This is a genomic window from Leptothrix sp. (in: b-proteobacteria) (genome assembly GCF_965250675.1).
Classification (GTDB): Bacteria; Pseudomonadota; Gammaproteobacteria; order Burkholderiales; family Burkholderiaceae_C; genus Sphaerotilus.
On the sequence record NZ_CBDFPH010000011.1, the window covers coordinates 507,187 to 524,422 of the forward strand.

At 67.8% G+C, this 17,236-nt stretch carries 20 protein-coding genes; 3 read left to right on the forward strand and 17 right to left on the reverse strand.

The genetic code is table 11. The features are described 5' to 3' along the window. Positions 1 to 19: 19 nt before the first annotated feature. The 10 genes from flgK to flgB are packed head-to-tail and all read right to left on the reverse strand — an operon-like array spanning position 20 to position 9,488. Positions 20 to 1,951 carry a flagellar hook-associated protein FlgK gene (gene flgK / locus AC5IG3_RS16900; RefSeq protein WP_491907450.1) on the reverse strand — a complete coding sequence of 644 codons (1,932 nt, stop codon included), beginning with the start codon at positions 1,949 to 1,951 and terminating at the stop codon, positions 20 to 22. Positions 1,952 to 1,958: 7 nt separating this feature from the next. Next, positions 1,959 to 2,945, reverse strand: a complete 987-nt coding sequence (gene flgJ / locus AC5IG3_RS16905; protein ID WP_491907451.1) for a flagellar assembly peptidoglycan hydrolase FlgJ — start codon at positions 2,943 to 2,945, stop codon at positions 1,959 to 1,961. Position 2,946: 1 nt separating this feature from the next. Beyond that, positions 2,947 to 4,107, reverse strand: coding sequence for a flagellar basal body P-ring protein FlgI (locus AC5IG3_RS16910; RefSeq protein WP_491907452.1), 1,161 nt, complete (start codon positions 4,105 to 4,107; stop codon positions 2,947 to 2,949). Positions 4,108 to 4,148: 41 nt separating this feature from the next. Beyond that, a complete protein-coding gene (locus tag AC5IG3_RS16915) occupies positions 4,149 to 4,853 on the reverse strand; it encodes a flagellar basal body L-ring protein FlgH (protein ID WP_491907453.1) in 705 nt (234 codons plus the stop codon). A gap of 9 nt (positions 4,854 to 4,862) precedes the next feature. Then, the gene (flgG, locus tag AC5IG3_RS16920; protein ID WP_491907454.1) at positions 4,863 to 5,645 is read right to left on the reverse strand and encodes a flagellar basal-body rod protein FlgG; all 783 of its coding nucleotides are present in this window, start codon (positions 5,643 to 5,645) and stop codon (positions 4,863 to 4,865) included. 21 nt (positions 5,646 to 5,666) lie between these two features. After that, positions 5,667 to 6,392 (reverse strand): flagellar basal-body rod protein FlgF, encoded by a 726-nt coding sequence (gene flgF / locus AC5IG3_RS16925; RefSeq protein ID WP_491907455.1) that lies wholly within the window; start codon positions 6,390 to 6,392, stop codon positions 5,667 to 5,669. A 19-nt stretch (positions 6,393 to 6,411) separates the two neighbouring features. Next, on the reverse strand, positions 6,412 to 7,917 hold the full coding sequence (locus AC5IG3_RS16930) for a flagellar hook protein FlgE (protein WP_491907456.1): 1,506 nt from the start codon (positions 7,915 to 7,917) through the stop codon (positions 6,412 to 6,414). Positions 7,918 to 7,950: 33 nt separating this feature from the next. Next, a complete protein-coding gene (locus AC5IG3_RS16935; RefSeq protein WP_491907457.1) occupies positions 7,951 to 8,631 on the reverse strand; it encodes a flagellar hook assembly protein FlgD in 681 nt (226 codons plus the stop codon). 39 nt (positions 8,632 to 8,670) lie between these two features. Beyond that, positions 8,671 to 9,081 (reverse strand): flagellar basal body rod protein FlgC, encoded by a 411-nt coding sequence (gene flgC, locus AC5IG3_RS16940; RefSeq protein WP_491907458.1) that lies wholly within the window; start codon positions 9,079 to 9,081, stop codon positions 8,671 to 8,673. Between the two features lie 2 nt (positions 9,082 to 9,083). Continuing rightward, positions 9,084 to 9,488: a flagellar basal body rod protein FlgB gene (gene flgB / locus AC5IG3_RS16945; protein WP_491907459.1), complete on the reverse strand. Its 405-nt coding sequence runs from the start codon at positions 9,486 to 9,488 to the stop codon at positions 9,084 to 9,086. 125 nt (positions 9,489 to 9,613) lie between these two features. Here flgB and flgA point away from each other — a divergent pair, with 125 nt between their 5' ends. The 3 genes from flgA to AC5IG3_RS16960 all read left to right on the forward strand — a co-directional run bounded on the left by flgA (position 9,614) and on the right by AC5IG3_RS16960 (position 11,513). Then, complete coding sequence (flgA, locus tag AC5IG3_RS16950) at positions 9,614 to 10,420, forward strand: flagellar basal body P-ring formation chaperone FlgA (protein ID WP_491907460.1); 807 nt, start codon at positions 9,614 to 9,616, stop codon at positions 10,418 to 10,420. A 276-nt stretch (positions 10,421 to 10,696) separates the two neighbouring features. Continuing rightward, on the forward strand, positions 10,697 to 11,014 hold the full coding sequence (flgM, locus tag AC5IG3_RS16955; protein ID WP_491907461.1) for a flagellar biosynthesis anti-sigma factor FlgM: 318 nt from the start codon (positions 10,697 to 10,699) through the stop codon (positions 11,012 to 11,014). 94 nt (positions 11,015 to 11,108) lie between these two features. After that, a complete protein-coding gene (locus AC5IG3_RS16960) occupies positions 11,109 to 11,513 on the forward strand; it encodes a hypothetical protein (RefSeq protein ID WP_491907462.1) in 405 nt (134 codons plus the stop codon). Between the two features lie 15 nt (positions 11,514 to 11,528). Here AC5IG3_RS16960 and AC5IG3_RS16965 read toward each other — a convergent pair whose 3' ends face one another. Genes AC5IG3_RS16965 through AC5IG3_RS16995 form a run of 7 tightly spaced genes read right to left on the reverse strand, consistent with a single transcriptional unit; the run spans position 11,529 to position 17,231 of the window. Then, entirely contained in the window at positions 11,529 to 11,924 is a 396-nt protein-coding gene (locus AC5IG3_RS16965) for a DUF1801 domain-containing protein (protein ID WP_491907463.1), read from the reverse strand. A 19-nt stretch (positions 11,925 to 11,943) separates the two neighbouring features. Beyond that, positions 11,944 to 12,513: a dCTP deaminase gene (dcd, locus tag AC5IG3_RS16970; protein WP_491907464.1), complete on the reverse strand. Its 570-nt coding sequence runs from the start codon at positions 12,511 to 12,513 to the stop codon at positions 11,944 to 11,946. A gap of 60 nt (positions 12,514 to 12,573) precedes the next feature. Further along, positions 12,574 to 13,533, reverse strand: coding sequence for a branched-chain amino acid ABC transporter permease (locus AC5IG3_RS16975; protein WP_491907595.1), 960 nt, complete (start codon positions 13,531 to 13,533; stop codon positions 12,574 to 12,576). A gap of 37 nt (positions 13,534 to 13,570) precedes the next feature. Then, positions 13,571 to 14,455, reverse strand: coding sequence for a branched-chain amino acid ABC transporter permease (locus AC5IG3_RS16980; RefSeq protein WP_491907465.1), 885 nt, complete (start codon positions 14,453 to 14,455; stop codon positions 13,571 to 13,573). Positions 14,456 to 14,513: 58 nt separating this feature from the next. After that, positions 14,514 to 15,731 carry an ABC transporter substrate-binding protein gene (locus AC5IG3_RS16985; RefSeq protein WP_491907466.1) on the reverse strand — a complete coding sequence of 406 codons (1,218 nt, stop codon included), beginning with the start codon at positions 15,729 to 15,731 and terminating at the stop codon, positions 14,514 to 14,516. A gap of 46 nt (positions 15,732 to 15,777) precedes the next feature. Then, complete coding sequence (locus AC5IG3_RS16990) at positions 15,778 to 16,485, reverse strand: ABC transporter ATP-binding protein (RefSeq protein WP_491907467.1); 708 nt, start codon at positions 16,483 to 16,485, stop codon at positions 15,778 to 15,780. Further along, the gene (locus tag AC5IG3_RS16995; protein ID WP_491907468.1) at positions 16,482 to 17,231 is read right to left on the reverse strand and encodes an ABC transporter ATP-binding protein; all 750 of its coding nucleotides are present in this window, start codon (positions 17,229 to 17,231) and stop codon (positions 16,482 to 16,484) included. The genes AC5IG3_RS16990 and AC5IG3_RS16995 overlap by 4 nt, the downstream gene beginning before the upstream one ends. Positions 17,232 to 17,236: the final 5 nt, after the last annotated feature.

Sequence of the window (17,236 nt, forward strand, 5' to 3'; positions counted from 1 at the left end):
GGCGGCGGAGAGCGCGGCCTCAGCCGCCGCCGATCGACAGAATCGTGTCGAACACTTTTTGCGCCACCTGCAGCACCTTGGCCGCAGCCTGGTAGCTCTGCTGGTACTGGATCAGGCGGGCGGCTTCCTCGTCGAGGTTGACGCCGGTCTGCGCGCCCAGCTCTTCCTGGGTGCGGCTGGCCACCGCGCCCGACACATCGGCCGACGACTGCGCGCTCTGCACCCGCACGCCCAGGTCCGACAGGGTCTGCGAGAACGCGTTGGTGAAGGTCGTGCCGCTGGTGATGTTGGCCAGCCCCAGGCCCTGCAGCGCCAGCGCGTTGCCGTTGCTGGAGGCGGCAAAGGTGGTCGGGCTGATCTTGAAGCTGTCGCCGCTGGCCGGCACGCCGTCGAGCTTGAGCGCAAAGCCGTTGTGGCTGATGGGGGTGCCTGCGCTCCAGGTGCCGGCCGACACCACCGTGCCGCTGGTGTCCGTGAGCTGGTAGGCCCGACCGGCGGCGCTGCTGGCGCCGAACGACAGGGTCAGGTCCTGGTAGGCGCTGGTCGGCGTCTGCGTGATGCTCAGCGCGCTGACGCTGGAGGTGCCGGTGTTGGACGGGCTGGCCGTGGCCATGATCGGGTTGGCCGCGGCCAGGCCGCGCGGGTCTTTCAGGTCTTGCGCCAGGGTCTGCGCGGCGGTGCTGACCGGCTGCAGCAGGAAGCGGTCGCCCACCGCCGGCGCGCTGGCGCCGATGTTGAGCTGGAAGCCGTCCACCGTGGCGCCGTTGGCCAGGCCGGTGAAGGTCTGGCCGTCGCTGCGGCGCTTCAGGCCGAAGGTGCCGCCGGCCTCGGCCGTCAGTTCGTATTCGCTGGCGACCAGCGCGCTGGAGTCGGTCACCGTCAGGCCGACCTGGCCGACGAAGCTGCCGCCGGCGTTCAGCGCATTGGTGTTGGCCGCAATCACGTTGGGCCCGCCGACGCTGAACAGCTGGGCCAGCTCGGTGCCCGTCTTGCCGTTCAAGTCCTTGCCCAGCGATTGCTGCTGGTTCATCTGGCTGGCCAGCGTGCCCGCCAGCAGGCCGAGCTGGTCGCGCGCCGTCGTCAGGTCTTCGTTCTGGAACTGCAGCAGGCCGGCAATGCTGCCGCCGCCGAGGTTGTCCACGCTCAGGGCGCGCTGCGTGCCGGCAATGTCGATGCTGACCTGCGTGCGCGACGGGTCGAACACATCCGGGCCGGCCTGGAGCTTGTACTGCGTGCTGCCGAGCACCAGGCTCTGGCCGCCGCCCACGAAGAGGTTGAGCGAGCCGTCGTCCTGCTCCAGCCGCGTCACCTGCACGAACTGGCTCAGCTCGTTGACGAGCTGATCGCGCTGGTCGAGCAGGTCGTTGGGGCTTTGGCCCGTGCCGCGCGTGCCGGCAATCTGCTCGTTGAGCTTGGCGATGCTGGCCGTCAGCCCGTTGACCGAGCCGACCGAGTTCTGCACGTCCTGCACCAGCGAGGACTGCTGCGACTCGATCTGGTCGCTGGTGGTGCGGAACATCGACGCCAGGTCCTGCGCGCGCGCCAGCACCACCTGCCGCGCCGACAGGTCGGCAGGCGTGGCCGCCACGTCGGCGTAGGCGTTGAAGAGCTGCGTGGCCGCATAACCCAGCCCGGCCTCGCCGGTGCCGAAAGAGCTTTGCAGGCGTTCGAGCTGGCCGAGCCGCGCGCTGTCGGCCGCCGCCTGCGAGCCGGTCTGCGACGCCTGGTCGGTCAGGAAGGCGTTGACCGCGCGCGTGACGGTCTGCACCGCCACGCCCCGGCCCACGTAGCCCGCGCCCGTGAAGGTGCCCGACACGGTGGTGAGCTGGGCCTGCTGGCGCGAGTAGCCCGCCACGCTGGCGTTGGCGATGTTGTGGCCGGTGGTCTGCAGCTGCGACTGCGACGCGAACATCGCCCGCGTGCCGATATTGAGGAGGCCGGTGGTGCTCATGCTCGCCTCAGGCCGTCGGGTTGTTGCGCTGCAGGCGCTCGGTGGTCTGGATCACGCGGCCGAGCTTGGCGGCGTACTGCGGGTCGGTCGCATAGCCGGCGCGCTGCAGGCCCTGGGCGAAGGCCTGGGCGTCATGGCCTGCACGCATCACGCCGGCGTAGCGCGGGCTGTTGCCGATGAGCCTGGCGTAGTCGCGGAAGCTGTCCTCGGGCGTGGCGTAGGCGCGGAACCTGGCCTGCACCTTCTGCGGCTGGCCGTTGATGACCTCGGTGGTGGTGGCGGTCACGGTCGGGCCGGTCCAGCTGCTGCCGGCCTTGATGCCGAAGAAGTTGTTGGACGTGGCGCCGTCGGCACCGCGGATTTCCTTGCGGCCCCAGCCGGTTTCGTGCGCGGCCTGCGCCAGCATGAAATGCGCCGGAATGCCGCTCTCGGCCGCCACCGTCTGCGCCGCTGCGCCGTTGCGCTGCAGAAAGCTCTGCGCCGCCGCCGTGCCGGTGCTGGCGGGGGTGACGTCATCGCCCGCTGCGGCGTTGCTGCCGTAGGCGGCGGCGACCTGGGCCGCGACAGGTGAGCCCACCGACGGGCTCGAACTCAAGCTGCGCCCGGGCAGCGGCATGCCTTGGGTGCCCGCAGGCGGCACGGCCGCCGCGCTGCCGCCCATCTGGCGCTCCAGCTGGCGCGCAATCGCGTCGGCCAGTCCGCCCGGCCGGCCGGTGAGCTGGGTGCTGTACTGCTGGTCGAGCATGCCGGTGGCCATGTTGCCGGCGTTGTTCTCGGACGCGTCCTCGGCCATGGTGGTGGCGCGCATGCTCTTCATCAGCTCCTGCATGAACAGGGTCTCGAACTGCTTGGCGACTTCCTTGATGGCCGCCTTGGGGTCCTGGTGGGCGGTCGCGCGCAGGTTGCCGAGCGAGCCACCGCCGGCCACCAACTGCTGCTGGCCCGGGCTTGGCACCGTGGCCGTCAGTCCGCTCTGAAGCCCGTTGGCACGCATGTCAGATGACCTCCAGCTCCGCGTTCAGCGCGCCGGCGGCCTTGATGGCCTGCAGGATGGCGAGCAGATCGCCCGGCGTGGCACCCAGCGAGTTGAGCGCCTTGACCACCTCGGTCAGCTTGGTGCCTGCCGGCAACTGGATCAGCGAACCCGGCTCCTGCTTGATCTGGATGTCGACCTTCTCGGCCTGCACCGTCCGGCCGTTGGACAGCGGGGCGGGCTGGCTGACGACCGGCGTGGAGTTGATCGTGACCGACAGGTTGCCGTGCGCCACCGCGCAGGCGCTCAGCGTCACGGCCTGATTCATCACGATGGAGCCGGTGCGGGCATTCACCACCACGCGGGCGGCGGGCGTGGCCAGCTCGACGGCCAGGTTTTCCATGTCGGCCAGGAAGTTGACGCGGTCGTCAGGCGTCTCGGGCATGCGGACCTTGACGACGCGGCCGTCCAGCGCCTGCGCCGTGCCCTTGCCGAAGCGGTCGTTGATGGCGCGCGACACGGCGCGGGCGGTGGCGAAGTCGGCTGAATTCAAGTCCAGCTGCAGGCTGTCGCCCTGGGCCAGCGGCGTGGGCACGGCGCGCTCGACCGTGGCACCTTCGGGAATGCGCCCGGCCGACAGGTGGTTGACCTGCACCTTGGAGCCACCGGCCGCAGCACCCATGCCGCCCACGATCAGGTTGCCCTGCGCCAGTGCGTAGATCTGGCTGTCGGCCCCGCGCAGCGGCGTGCCGATCAGCGTGCCCCCGCGCAGGCTCTTGGCGTTGCCCAGCGACGCCACGGTGATGTCGATCAGCTGGCCCGGCTGCGCAAACGGCGGCAGCGTGGCGGTCACCATCACGGTCGCCACGTTCTTGATCTGCATATTGGTGCCCGCCGGCACCGTGACGCCCAGTTGCTGCAGCATGGCCGTCAGGCTCTGGGCGGTGAACGGGGTCTGGGTGGTCTGGTCACCGGTGCCGTCCAGGCCCACGACCAGGCCGTAGCCCACCAGCTGGTTGGGGCGCACGCCCTGCACGGTGGCCACTTCCTTGATGCGCGCGGCCTGGGCAGCCTGCGGCAGCGCCAGGGCGATCAGAAACGCCAACGCCGCCAGCAGCGCGCTGAAGGCGGCCTGGGCGGCCTGGGCGGTCAGGGTGGACGGTGGGAAGTGGCGGGGGTTCATGGGGTCCGATCCTTGTCTGGTCGGACCCATTCTGCGTGGACTTAAATCGGGAGAACGCTCAAAAAGAAGCGGCTCAACCAGCCTATTTGTTGTGCATCGCCCTGCTGCCCTCGCCCGCGCTGGTCAACGCGGACGTTGGCAATCTGGGCAGACACCACCGTGTTGCCGGGCTGGATGGCGCGCGGATCGACCTGGCCGGAGAAGCGCAGCACGTCCACGTTCTGGTTGACGCCGATCTGCTTTTCGCCCGCCACGATCAGGTGGCCGTTGGGCAGCACCTCGACCACGGTGGCGGTGATCACGCCGGTGAAGTCATTGGTGTTGACCGTGCCACCCTTGCCGTCGAACTTGTTGGCGCTGTTGGCACCCACGCCCAGCTTGCCGAGCAGGGCCGGCGGCAGGAAGGGCAAGGCGCTGACGCCGGCCTCGGCCGAGCCGGTCTTGGAGACCGAGCTGGTGGTGGTCGAGCTGGCGCTGAGCTTCTCGGCGATCTGCACCGTCAGGGTGTCGCCCACCAGGCGGGCGCGGTGGTCCTCGAATAGCGGCCGGTACTGGCGGGTCTGGAAGATCGAGCCGTTGTTCACGGCCGGTGCCACCTGCACCACCGGGCGGATGCTGGTGGGCGTGACGATGTCGACCTCGGTGGTGGTCGGCATCGTGGGCATGCTGTTGCAGGCCGACAGCGCGGCCGCGAGCAGCGCCAGCATTCCCAGCAGCGGCCGGCGGGTGTTCATCACCAGTTTCATCACGGGGCCTCAGAGCTGACCGAGCTTCTGCAGCATCTGGTCGGAGGTGGAGATCGCCTTGGAGTTCAGCTCGTAGGCGCGCTGGGTCTGGATCATGGTGACGAGTTCCTCGACCACGTTGACGTTGGACGTTTCCAGGAAACCCTGGCTGAGCTGGCCCAGCCCCGTGGTGCCTGGCGTGCCGCCCTGGGGCGTGCCCGAGGCGGCGGTTTCGCTGAACAGGTTGCCGCCCTTGGCCTCCAGGCCGGCCGGGTTGACGAAGTTCACCAGCTGCAGCTGGCCGATATTGGCCGGCGCGGTCTGGCCGGGCAGCGCCACGGTCACGGTGCCGTCGTTGCCGATGGTCACGGTCTGCGCGTTGGCCGGAATCGTGATGCCGGGCTGCACGCCGTAGCCGGCGCTGTTGACCAGCTGGCCGGTGGCGCTGACCTGGAAGGCGCCGTCGCGGCTGTAGGCGGTGGTGCCGTCGGGCATCTGGATCGGGAAGAAACCGTTGCCCTTGATCGCCACGTCCAGCGAGTTGCCCGACTGCTGCAGGTTGCCCTGCGTGAACTGGCGCGTGGTCGCCACCGTGCGCACGCCCAGGCCGACCTGCAGGCCGGAAGGCAGCTGCGTCTGCTCGGAGGTGTTGGCGCCGCTCTGGCGCAGGGTCTGGTACATCAGGTCCTCGAACACCGCGTGCGACTTCTTGTAGCCGTTGGTCGCGACGTTGGCGAGGTTGTTGGAGACGACATCCAGCTGGGTCTGCTGGGCTTCCATGCCGGTCTTGGAGATCCACAGGGCGCGCATCATGGCGAGTTACCTCAGGGTGTTTCAGTTGAGCGACAGCAGCTGGGCTGCGGTCTGTTCGTCTTTTTCGGCGGTCTGCATCGACTTCATCTGCGCCTCGAACTGGCGGGCGGCCGAGATCATCTGCACCATGGTTTCGATCGCGCTGACGTTCGACCCTTCGAGCGCGCCGTCCTGCAGCCGCGCGTTCGGGTCGGCGGGCAGCTCGCCCTCGGGGTTGCGGAACAGCGCGTCGTCGCCGCGCTGCAGCGGGACTTCCGGCGTGACGAGCTTGAGCTTGCCCAGCGGCGTGACGCGGCCGTTGCCGGACTGCGCGCTGACCGTGCCGTCCGACGCGATCTGCACCTGCGAGTTGGCCGGCACCGTGATCGGGCCGCCGTCACCCATCACCGTCAGGCCGTTGGTGGTGACCAGCGTGCCTTCGGCGTTGACGTCGAGCGAGCCGGCGCGGGTGTAGGCCTCGGTGCCGTCCAGGCCCTGCACCGCCAGCCAGCCATTGCCCTTCATGGCCACGTCCAGATTGCGGCCGGTGGCGTTGATCGGGCCGGATTCGGCGTTGTAGCCGGTGGTGGTTTCCAGTGCGTAGGCGCGGGTGCTGGCGCCGCTGCCGAGCACCGGCACCGAGCGGAAGGCCTGCATCTCGGCACGGAAGCCGACCGTGGAAGCGTTGGCCAGGTTGCCCGCGAGCACCTCCTGGCGCTGCATGGCGGCCTTGGCGCCGCCCATCGACAGAAAGATCTTGCGGTCCATGGCGTGTTCCTAGGCCAGATCAGCGGAGGCTGACCAGGGTTTGCAGGATCGAGTCTTCGGTCTTGATCGTCTGCGCGTTGGCCTGGTAGATGCGTTGTGCAGTGATCATGTTGACCAGCTCGGAGGTCAGGTCGACGTTGGATTCCTCCAGCGCGCCCGACTGCAGCGCGCCCATCGAGCCCGAGCCCGGCGTGCCCACCACCGCCGAGCCCGAACCGTAGGTCGGCGCCCAGACGTTGCCGCCCAGGGCCTGCAGGCCTTGCGGGTTGCGGAAGGTGGCCAGCTCGATCTGGCCGGCGCTCTTGGTCAGGCCGTTGGAGTAGCGCGCGGTGATGACGCCGCCCTGCTCGATGTTGAGGCCCGTGAGCTGGCCCGGCGCGTAGCCGGTCTGCTGGGCGTCGGTCACCGAGAACGAGGCGCCGTACTGCGTGGTCTTGGACACGTCCAGGCTGATGCCGGTAATGGGCTCGGTGGTCGAGCCGTCGGCATTGGTCGTGGCGGGAATCGTCATCGGCACGGCGGACGCAGGCGTGGTGGGCGCGCCGCCAGTGCTCGGGAAGGTCATGGCCGTGAACGGAATGGCGTTGCCGGAGGCGTCCTTGCTGATGGATTCGCCATTGGCAGTGACGTAGACGTTCCACGTCTCCGGCGCCGACTTCTGGTAGTAATAAGTCAGCGCCACCGGCTGGCCCTTGACGTCGTAGGCCGTCAGCGAGGTGGCGTTGTTGTAGGTCTTGGGATCGTCGAAATCGATCTGCGGGCCGGCTGCCGCAGCGGTCGCAGCGGCAGCGGTGGTCGTGACCAGCGTGGCGGCGTTGGTGGCCGACGTGACGGCGGCGTCGCGGGCGGTCAGGGCCGCTGCGGTGGCCGAGGCCAGCGTGGTGTTGGCCGGCGCCGCGTCGGACGCAGCCTTGGCGTTGTTGTAGTTGGTGGTGGCGGTGGCCGCAGCGGCATCGGCGGCGGCCTTGGCAGTCACGGCGTTGGCGGCGGTCCTGGCGGCCAGCACCGAGGGCTGGGTGGTCGCGCTGCGCGAGTCCAGGTTCATCTGCATGGTGATGTTGTCGGTCGCGCGCGGGTTGATGCCGGCGGTGGGCAGTTGCAGCGCGCTGGCTGCGCCGGGCACGATGGCGCCCTGCGAATCGGCCTGGTAGCCCTGCAGTTTCTGGCCGTTGTTGTTGACGATGAAGCCGCTGTTGTCGAGCTTGAACTGGCCGTTGCGGCTGTAGGTCAGCGTGCCGGCCGAGTCCTTGACCTGGAAGAAGCCGCTGCCGTTGATGGCGACGTCGAGCGAGTTGTCGGTCGCGTTGATGGTGCCCTGCGTGAACTGCTGCGCCACGGTCTGCATGCGCACGCCGATGCCGATGTTGGTGTTGCCCGTGTTGCCGAGCGCGCCGGCATACATGTCGGCAAATTCCGCCCGCGAGGACTTGGCGCCGTAGGTGTTGGCGTTGGCGACGTTGTTGCCGATCACCTCCAGGTTCTTGCTGGTGGCGTTCAGGCCGGAGAGACCTTGTTGGAAGCCCATGGCGCGTGTCCTTTCAGTGCAGTGTGTTCAGTTTCAGTTGGTGAAGGCTTTGACGTCGGCGTAGGCGACGCTCTTGCCTCCGGCCAACTCCAGCGTCAGGCCGCCGGTGCCGCTGCTGACGGCGCTGACCTGATCGCGCGCCAGGGTGCTGGCCGTCACGGCATTGGCGCCCGAGGTGGCAGCCACGCGGAAGCTCAGGCCCGTGGTGCCGGCCCAGGCGGCGGGTGCGGTCCAGTCGAAGGTGTGGCGCCCGGCGGTCTCGGCGCCCATGTCGACGGTGTCGATCACCCGGCCGGCCGGCGAGAGCACTTCCATCTTCACGGCGTCGGCCGCACCGGCCAGGTCGAAGCCGGCGCTGGCCTTGCCTTGCGCATCGAGCGCCAGGCTGTTGCCGCTGACCATCACGCTCTTGCCGACCAGCTGCGCGCCCTGCAGCGCCTGCATCTGCACGAACTGGCTGGAGAGATTGCCGACGCTGGTGTTGACCTTGTCGAGCCCCGAGACGGTGTTGATCTGCGCCATCTGGCTGGTGACCTGGGCGTTGTCCATCGGGCTGAGCGGATCCTGGTTCTTCATCTGCGCGACCAGCAGCGTCAGGAAGCGGTCGGCCGAATCGGCGGCGGTGGTCTGCGCCGTGGCGCTGCTGCTGCCCGACAGCTGCGCGTAGACCGCCGAGGCGTTGCTGTTGTTGGTGCTGGAAACCGAGGTGCTCATGGCGATGTGTTCTCAGGTGAATGCGGGGCGGGCGGCCGGTCAGGCGCCCTGGCCCATCTGCAGCGTCTTGAGCAGCAGGGACTTGGCGGTGTTCATGACTTCGACGTTGTTCTGGTACGAGCGCGAGGCGGAGATCATGTTGACCATCTCCTCGACCGAGTTGACGTTGCTGTAGGTGACGTAGCCCTCGCCATCGGCGCTCGGGTGCTTGGGGTCGTGCACGCGGCGGCCGGGGCTCTGGTCTTCCACGACGTTGGAGACCTGCACGCCGGCAGCACCCACCTCGCCCATCGCCACGGTCTGGAACATGACCTGGCGCGCCTTGAAGCTCTTGCCGTCGGGGCCGGCCACGGTGTCGGCGTTGGCCAGGTTGGTGGCCACGGTGTTGAGCCGCTGGCTCTGCGCGCTGACGGCGCTGCCGGCGACGTTGAAGATGTTGAGCATGGACATGGTTATTGACCCTTGATGGCCGACAGCATGGTCGACACATGACCATTGAGAAAGCGCAACGTGGCCTCGTACTTGATGGCGTTGTCGGCGAAGCTGGCGCGCTCGCGGTCCATGTCCACGGTGTTGTTGTCCAGGTTGGTCTGGCTGGAGGTGGCGTAGAGCAGATGCGACTCGGCACGCGCACCGGCCACGGGGGCCTGGTGGCCGGCGTGGGTGGTAGCCATCGCGCCCTGCACCGACTGCTGGCCGGTGGCCTCGCGCAGTGCGGCCTTGAAGTCCATGTCCCGCGACACATAGCCCGGCGTCTCGGCGTTGGCAATGTTGCTGGCGATCAGGCGCTGGCGTTCGGAGCGCAGCACCAGCGCCTGCGATTGCAGGTCGAATGAGTCGGTGAGGCGGTTGAGCATGGCGGGCTTTCAGGATCTGGTCGCCATTCTTGTCCTCTGGCGCCAAAACATGAGCCGGAATAACAGCCCATAAACCCCGCATCTCCACGCCTCGGAAAACCGGTCCGAGCCTAGAGTTGCACACCATGCAGCCCCATGCCGTCCACCGTTTTCATGCCCGCCTTCGCCGGCTGATGAACCCTGCCGGGAACCTCACACGCCATGGCGTGCAGGCGTCCGTGCGGCTGCTGTGGGCGCTGATGGCCTTGATGGTGCTGGTGGGCGCCAGCCTCGGGCTGGTCGGGACCAGCCAGGCGCAGACAGCGCCGGCCAGCGTCCTGCCCATGAATGAGGTACTGGCGCTGACCCGCGCCGGCGCACAGGTGCCTGCTGGCGCGCGGGTGGAGATCATTCCCGGCCAGCTCGACCCGCGCCTGCGTCTGGCGCCGTGCCAGAAGATCGACGCCTACCTGCCGCCCGGCTCGCGCCCCTGGGGCAAGACGCGGGTGGGCCTGCGCTGCACGTCGGGCAGCGTGGCGTGGAATGTCTATCTGCCGGTGACGGTGCAGGTCTGGGCACCGGCGGTGGTGACGCGCACCGCGCTGGCGGCAGGCGCCGAACTCGCCGCTGCCGACCTGAAGCTGGAATCGGTCGATATTGCCGAGACGCCCTCGCCCGTTTTCACCGACACCGCTCAACTCATCGGCCGCAAGCTCGCCCAGGCCCTGCCGCCGGGCAGCACGCTGCGCGCCGACAGCCTGCGCCTGCGCCAGTGGTTTGCCGCTGGCGAGATGGTGCAGGTCAGCGCGCAAGGCGCCGGCTTTGCCGTCAGCAGCGCCGCCGAGGCGCTGTCGCCCGGCCTCGAAGGCCAGCTGGTGCGCGTGCGCACCGAGAGCGGCCGCGTGCTGCAGGTCTGGCCCACGGGTGAACGCCAGGCAGAGATCCGCTTGTGATGAATTTGAAATCGAGCCCCGCCATGAATTCAGGCCTCAAGTTTTCGCCTTCCGGTACCGAAACCCCCTTGACTCGGGGGATGAAAAGCGATTGGCAGTTCAAGACCCCTCAAGTTCGATCCCACCGGGTCGATAACCTCAAGCAAGACGGGTTGATTTCGCAGGAAGCCAACGCTGTCCAGCCTCAGACAGGCCGGGCACCCGTCGCAAAGTGCACAATCTTGAATCTTGCCTTCGATGTCAGTCGGGGCGTGTTACAGCTCCAAGGAGTCCATCATGAAGATCGGCAACAACGCAACATCCCCGGCCATGGCGCCGGCGGGCGGTGCGGCGACGACTTCAGCGCGTCCGGCCGAAGCGGGTCGCCCGGCTTCGGGGGTGTCCAAAACCCAAAGCGAAGGCAGCACCACGGTGCAACTCTCCAAGACGGCTCAAACCCTGATGGCGGCCGACGGCAGCTTCGACGCCGAGAAGGTCTCACGCGTGCGCCAGTCGATCTCGGACGGCACCTACAAGATCAACGCCGAGGCGATCGCCGACAAGCTGATCACCAACGCGCAGGAAGTGCTGGGCCGCTCCGGCAGCGCGAGCTGATTGCTGCGGCCAGCGCCACCCTGGCGCTGAAGCCGGCACAGCTGCCACCCCAAAGGTGGGCTGAACGGTCCGCCCACGTCGGAGCCTGCCGGTCATGAACGCTCTTACCAACGCCCCCGCCCCGCAAGGCGCACAGCACCCTGAACTCGAAGCCCTGCTCGGCCAGGTCGAAACCGCGCTGGCGGCCTTGGGCGACGCCCTGCGGCTGCGCGACAGCGCGGGCATCGATGCCCAGGCTCAGAACCTGCAGCGCGCCCTGGAGCAAACCGTCAACGCCTTTGCCCGTGCCGCACGCGTGAGCGGCGGCGTACCGGCCCCACTGCGCGCCCGCCTGGTGCGGGCCAGCGGCCAGGTGGCGGCGCAACGTGAATCGCTGATGCGGGCGACCGTGGCGCTCGACCGCGCCATCGACACCCTGATGCCCAAGGACAGCAGCAGCGCCAGCGCCAACGTGTACGGCCAGCGCGGCTGGTCCGGCGCCAGCGCCTACCGCAGCTGAAGCGCCGGCTTCAGCCTAGCCGCGCTCTGACCCTTCGGCCGGCACGGCGCGCGGCCCCAGCGTCATGGCGGCATGGACCAGATCGGTGATCAGGTCCACATCGATCGGCTGGCTGTAGCGCTGCTTGATGTGGCGCACGCCGTGGCCCACGCCCTCCAGCTCCTTGAAGTCCTGCGCCAGCACCGCGCCGTTGAAGAACTGCAGGTGGGCGTGCGCCTTGTGGGCGACGATCGCCATCAGCACGCGGCCCTGGCTCATGAAGCACAGGTTGCCCCACTTCACCGCCTGTTCCAGCTCGGGCGCGATCATCAGCAGCCGCTGCTGCAGCGCACGCGCGGTCGGCACCTGGGCGGGGCTGAGGGTGTCGAAGTAATTGGCCACCAGGGCCGCCGGACGCATCAGGCTGCGCATCGCTGCTGAGGCTCCGGCGTCAGGTCTTGGGCAGCGTGACGCCGACCTGACCCTGGTACTTGCCACCGCGATCCTTGTAGCTGGTCTCGCAGACCTCATCGCTCTCGAAGAACAGCACCTGCGCGCAGCCTTCGCCCGCGTAGATCTTGGCCGGCAGCGGCGTGGTGTTGCTGAACTCCAGCGTGACGTAGCCTTCCCATTCAGGCTCGAACGGCGTCACGTTGACGATGATGCCGCAGCGCGCATAGGTGCTCTTGCCCAGGCAGATGGTCAGCACGTTGCGCGGAATGCGGAAATATTCCATCGTGCGCGCCAGCGCAAAGCTGTTGGGCGGAATGATGCAGCTGTCGCCTTCGACGTCGACAAAGCTCCGCTCGTCGAAGTTCTTCGGGTCCACCACCGTGCTGTGCACGTTGGTGAAGATCTTGAACTCGCGCGCGCAGCGGATGTCGTAGCCGTAGCTGCTGGTGCCGTAGCTGACGATGCGCTGGCCGTCGGCCGACTGGCGCACCTGGCCGGGCTCGAACGGCTCGATCATGCCGGTCTGCTCGGCCATGCGCCGTATCCATTTATCGCTCTTGATGCTCATGCGGGTCTTCCGGTGCGGGGCCGCGATTCTAGGAGGCCCGCACCCGATATCAACCGGCGATCAACGCGAACCGGAAATCCGCTGGCGCAGCGCCATGATCTCGCCCACCAGACCGCGGCGGAACAGCAGCACGCAGATCACGAAGATCGCGCCCATGATGACCGTGACCCAGCTGCCGACCTTGTCAGCCAGCTCGTTCTCCAGCGCCACGATCACCAGTGCGCCCACGCCCGGGCCGAAGATCGTGCCCAGGCCGCCCAGCAGCGTCATCAGCACCACCTCGCCCGACATGTGCCAGTGCACGTCGGTCAGGCTGGCCAGCTGGAATACCAGCGACTTCAGGCCGCCCGCCACGCCTGCGATGCCCGCCGACAGCACGAAGGCCAGCAGCTTGTAGCGCGCCACGTCGTAGCCGAGCGAAATGGCGCGCGGCTCGTTCTCGCGAATGGCCTTGAGCACCTGGCCGAACGGCGAGTGGATGGTGCGGTGAATCAGCCAGAAGCCGGCACAGAACACCGCAAAGACGAAGAAGTACATCGCGGTGTTGTCGGCCAGGTCGATGAAGCCCAGCAGCTTGCCGCGCGGCACGCCCTGCAGGCCGTCCTCGCCGCCGGTGAACGGCAGTTGCACCGCCAGGAAGAACACCAGCTGCGCCAGCGCCAGCGTGATCATCGCGAAGTAGATGCCGGCGCGGCGAATGGCCAGCGCACCGAACAGCGCACCCAGCGTGGCGGCGAACAAGCCGCCCGCCAGGATGGCCAGCTCAGGCGGCCAGCCCAGGTTCTTGACCAGCCCGGCGCAGACATAGGCCGCGCCGCCGAAGAAGGCCGCGTGGCCGAACGACAGCAGCCCGGCAAAGCCCAGCAGCAGGTTGAAGGCGCTGGCGAACAGCGCGAAGCACAGCACCTTCATCAGGAAGGTCGGATAGAGCACGAAGGGCGCGATCAGGCCCAGCGCGATCAGCGCGCCCCAGGCCAGCCAGCGGGTCGTGGTGGAAACGCGGGCGGCAGGCGCGGCCATCAAGGGGGTCGAAGGGGAAGAACTCACGTGCGCATCCTCAGGCTTGCTTGCCGAACAGACCGGCCGGACGCACCAGCAACACGATCACCATGATGACGAAGATCACCACCGCCGAAGCCTCGGGGTAGATCACCTTGGTCAGCCCCTCGACGATGCCCAGCGTCAGCCCGGTGACGATGGAGCCCAGGATCGAGCCCATGCCACCGATCACCACCACCGCGAACACCACGATGATGAGGTTCGAGCCCATCACCGGATTGACCTGCAGGATGGGCGCGGCCAGCACGCCGGCAAAACCCGCCAGCCCGACGCCGGCGGCGTAGGTGGCCGTGACCAGCAGCGGCACGTTGATGCCGAGGGCCTGCACCAGCTGCGGCTTCTCGGTCGCCGCACGCAGCGTGGCGCCCAGCGAGGTGCGCTCGATCACGTACCACGTGACGGCGCACACCACCAGCGACGCCACCACCACCCAGGCGCGGTACTTGGGCATGAACATGAAGCCCAGGTCGACGCCGCCCTGCAGCACCTCGGGCACCGGATAGCTCTCGCCCGAGACGCCGAAGAAGTAGCGGAACACGCCCTCGGCGATCAGCGCCAGCCCGAAGGTCAGCAGCAGGCCGTAGAGGTGGTCGAGCTTGTAGAGGTGGCGCAGCATCAGCCGCTCGATCACCACCCCCAGCGCGCCGATCACCACCGGCACCAGCAGCAGTGCGGCCCAGTAGTTCAGGCCCAGCTGGTTCAAGCCCAGCAAGGCCCCGAACGCGCCCATCATGTAGAGCGCGCCGTGCGAGAAGTTGATGATGTTGAGCAGACCAAAGATGACCGCCAGCCCGAGGCTCAGCACGGCATAGAACGAACCGTTGATGAGCCCGAGCAGCAGTTGCCCGAACAGGGCTTGCGACGGGATGCCGAAGAGTTCCATGCGTGAGAGTTCCCGGGGTGTGGCGGTCAGCAGGTCAGGGTTCGAAGCAGCGCGAGGCTTACTTCTTGACGATCAACGGGCACTTCGAGGCCGACAGCGGCTGGAAGGCCTCGGCCGCCGGAATGGTGGCGCGCACGTTGTAGTAGTCCCAGGGGGTCTTGGACTCCTCGGGCTTCTTGACCTGCAGCAGGTACATGTCGTGGACCATGCGGCCGTCCTCGCGGATGGTGCCGTTCTTGGCGAAGAAGTCGTTGACCGGCGTCTTCTTCATCTGCGTCATGACCTTGGCGGTGTCATCGGTGCCGGTGGCCTTGACGGCCTTGAGGTAATGCATCACCGACGAGTACTGGCCGGCCTGCACCATCGTGGGCATGCGCTTGTGCTGCTCGAAGAAACGCTTGGACCAGGCGCGCGTGTCGGCGTTCAGGTCCCAGTAGAAGCCTTCGGTCAGGTACATGCTCTGCGTGGTCTTCAGGCCCAGCGAGTGCACGTCCGACACGAACATCAGCAGGCCGGCGAGTTGCTGCTTGGGCGTCACGCCGAATTCGGCCGCCTGCTTGATGCTGTTGATGGTGTCGCCGCCGGCGTTGGCCAGGCCGATGATCTGCGCGCCCGACGACTGCGCCTTCAGCAGGAAGGACGAGAAGTCGCTGCCCGGGAAGGGGTGACGCACGGCGCCCACCACCTCGCCGCCGTTGGCCTTGACCACGTCGCTGGCGTCCTTCTCCAGGCTGTGGCCGAAGGCGTAGTCGGCCGTCAGGAAGAACCACTTCTTGCCGCCCGCCTTGGTCACGGCCTTGGCCGTGCCGTTGGCGACGGCATAGGTGTCGTACGTCCAGTGCACGGTGACGTCGTTGCAGTCCTCGTTGGTGATGCGCGTGGAGGCGGCACCCGAGATCAGCGCGATCTTGTTCTTTTCCTTGGCGATCTTCTGCACCGCCAGCGCGACCGAGGTGGTCACCAGCTCGGAGGCCACGTCGACCTTGCCCTGCTCGAACCACTCGCGCGCCTTGTTGGCGGCGATGTCGCCCTTGTTCTGGTGGTCGGCCGAGACCAGCTCGACCTTGAAGGCCGGCTTTTCCTTGGCCACGAAGTCATCGATGGCCATCTGCGTGGCGATCACGGTGCCCTTGCCGGCCACGTCGGAGTACACGCCCGACAGGTCGGTCAGCACGCCGACGCGCACGACGCCGTCGGACACCTGGGCTTGTGCCGGGGCAAAGGCCGCCGCCAGCGCGGTGGCCAGCGTCAGGGGAGCGAGGTTCTTGAAGTTCATGGAGGTCTCCTGTGGGGCAAAGAAAAACGGGCGGGTCAACGGCGGATCAGACGCCAAGCATCTCGTGCAGCATGCCGGTCTTGGCGGCCAGTTCGTGCTGGTGCACCACGGCCTCGATGCGGCCGTGCTCCAGCACGTAGTGGCGGTCGGCCAGCGGCGCGGCGAAGCGGAAGTTCTGCTCCACCAGCACGATGGTGTAGCCCCGGCTCTTGAGCAGGCGGATCACTTCGCCCAACTTCTTGACGATCACCGGCGCCAGGCCTTCGGTGATCTCGTCGAGCAGCAGCAGGCGCGCGCCGGTGCGCAGGATGCGCGCCATCGCCAGCATCTGCTGCTCGCCGCCCGACAGACGCGTGCCCGGGCTCATGCGGCGTTCGTACAGATTGGGGAAGACGGCGTAGATTTCGTCGAGCGTCATGCCGCCGCTCTTGACCACCGGCGGCAGCAGCAGGTTTTCCTCGGTCGTCAGGCCGGAGAAAATGCCGCGCTCCTCGGGGCAGTAACCGACGCCGAGGCGGGCGATGCGGTGCGGGCTGAGCGTGGTCAGCTCCTCGCCCTTGAACTTGACCGAGCCGGTGCGGCGCCCGACCAGCCCGAGCATGGCCTTCAGCGTGGTCGAGCGCCCGGCGCCATTGCGGCCCAGCAGCGTGATCAACTCGCCCTCGTTCACCTGCAGGTCGATGCCGTGCAGGATGTGGCTCTCGCCGTAGAAGGCGTGCAGGTCGGTCAGACGGAGCATTTCCTGGCCGCTCATGCTTCCACTCCCACATAGGCTTCCAGCACGCGGGCGTCCTGCGACACCTCGGCGTACGGCCCTTCGGCCAGGATCTGGCCGCGCTGCAGCACGGTGATGCGGTCGCAGAGCTTCTCGACCACCGACAGGTTGTGTTCCACCATCAGCACGGTGCGGCCCACGGCCACTTTCTTGATCAGCTCGACCACGCGGTCGACGTCCTCGTGACCCATGCCCTGGGTCGGCTCGTCGAGCAGCATCAGCTTGGGCTCCAGCGCCAGCGTGGTGGCGATCTCCAGCGCGCGCTTGCGGCCGTAGGGCATCTCCACGGCCAGCGTGTGGGCGTAGCTGCTCAGGTCGACCGCGTCCAGCAAGGCCAGCGCCTGCGCATCGAGCCGGCTCAGGCTGGCGGCCGAGCGCCAGAAGTGGAACGACGTGCCCAGCTTGCGCTGCAGGCCCACGCGCACGTTCTCCAGCGCCGTCATGTGGCCGAAGGTGGCCGAGATCTGGAAGCTGCGGATCACGCCGCGCCGGGCGATCTGCGCCGGCTCTTCGCGGGTGATGTCGACGCCGTCGAAGACGATGCTGCCGTGGGTGGGCTGCAGGAACTTGGTCAGCAGGTTGAAGACCGTGGTCTTGCCCGCGCCGTTGGGGCCGATCAGCGCGTGAATGCTGCCGCGCCGCACGCTCAAGTCCACGCCCTGCACGGCGGCGAAGCCCTTGAACTCTTTGGTCAGACCCCGGGTCTGGAGGATGAAATCCGTCATGCCTG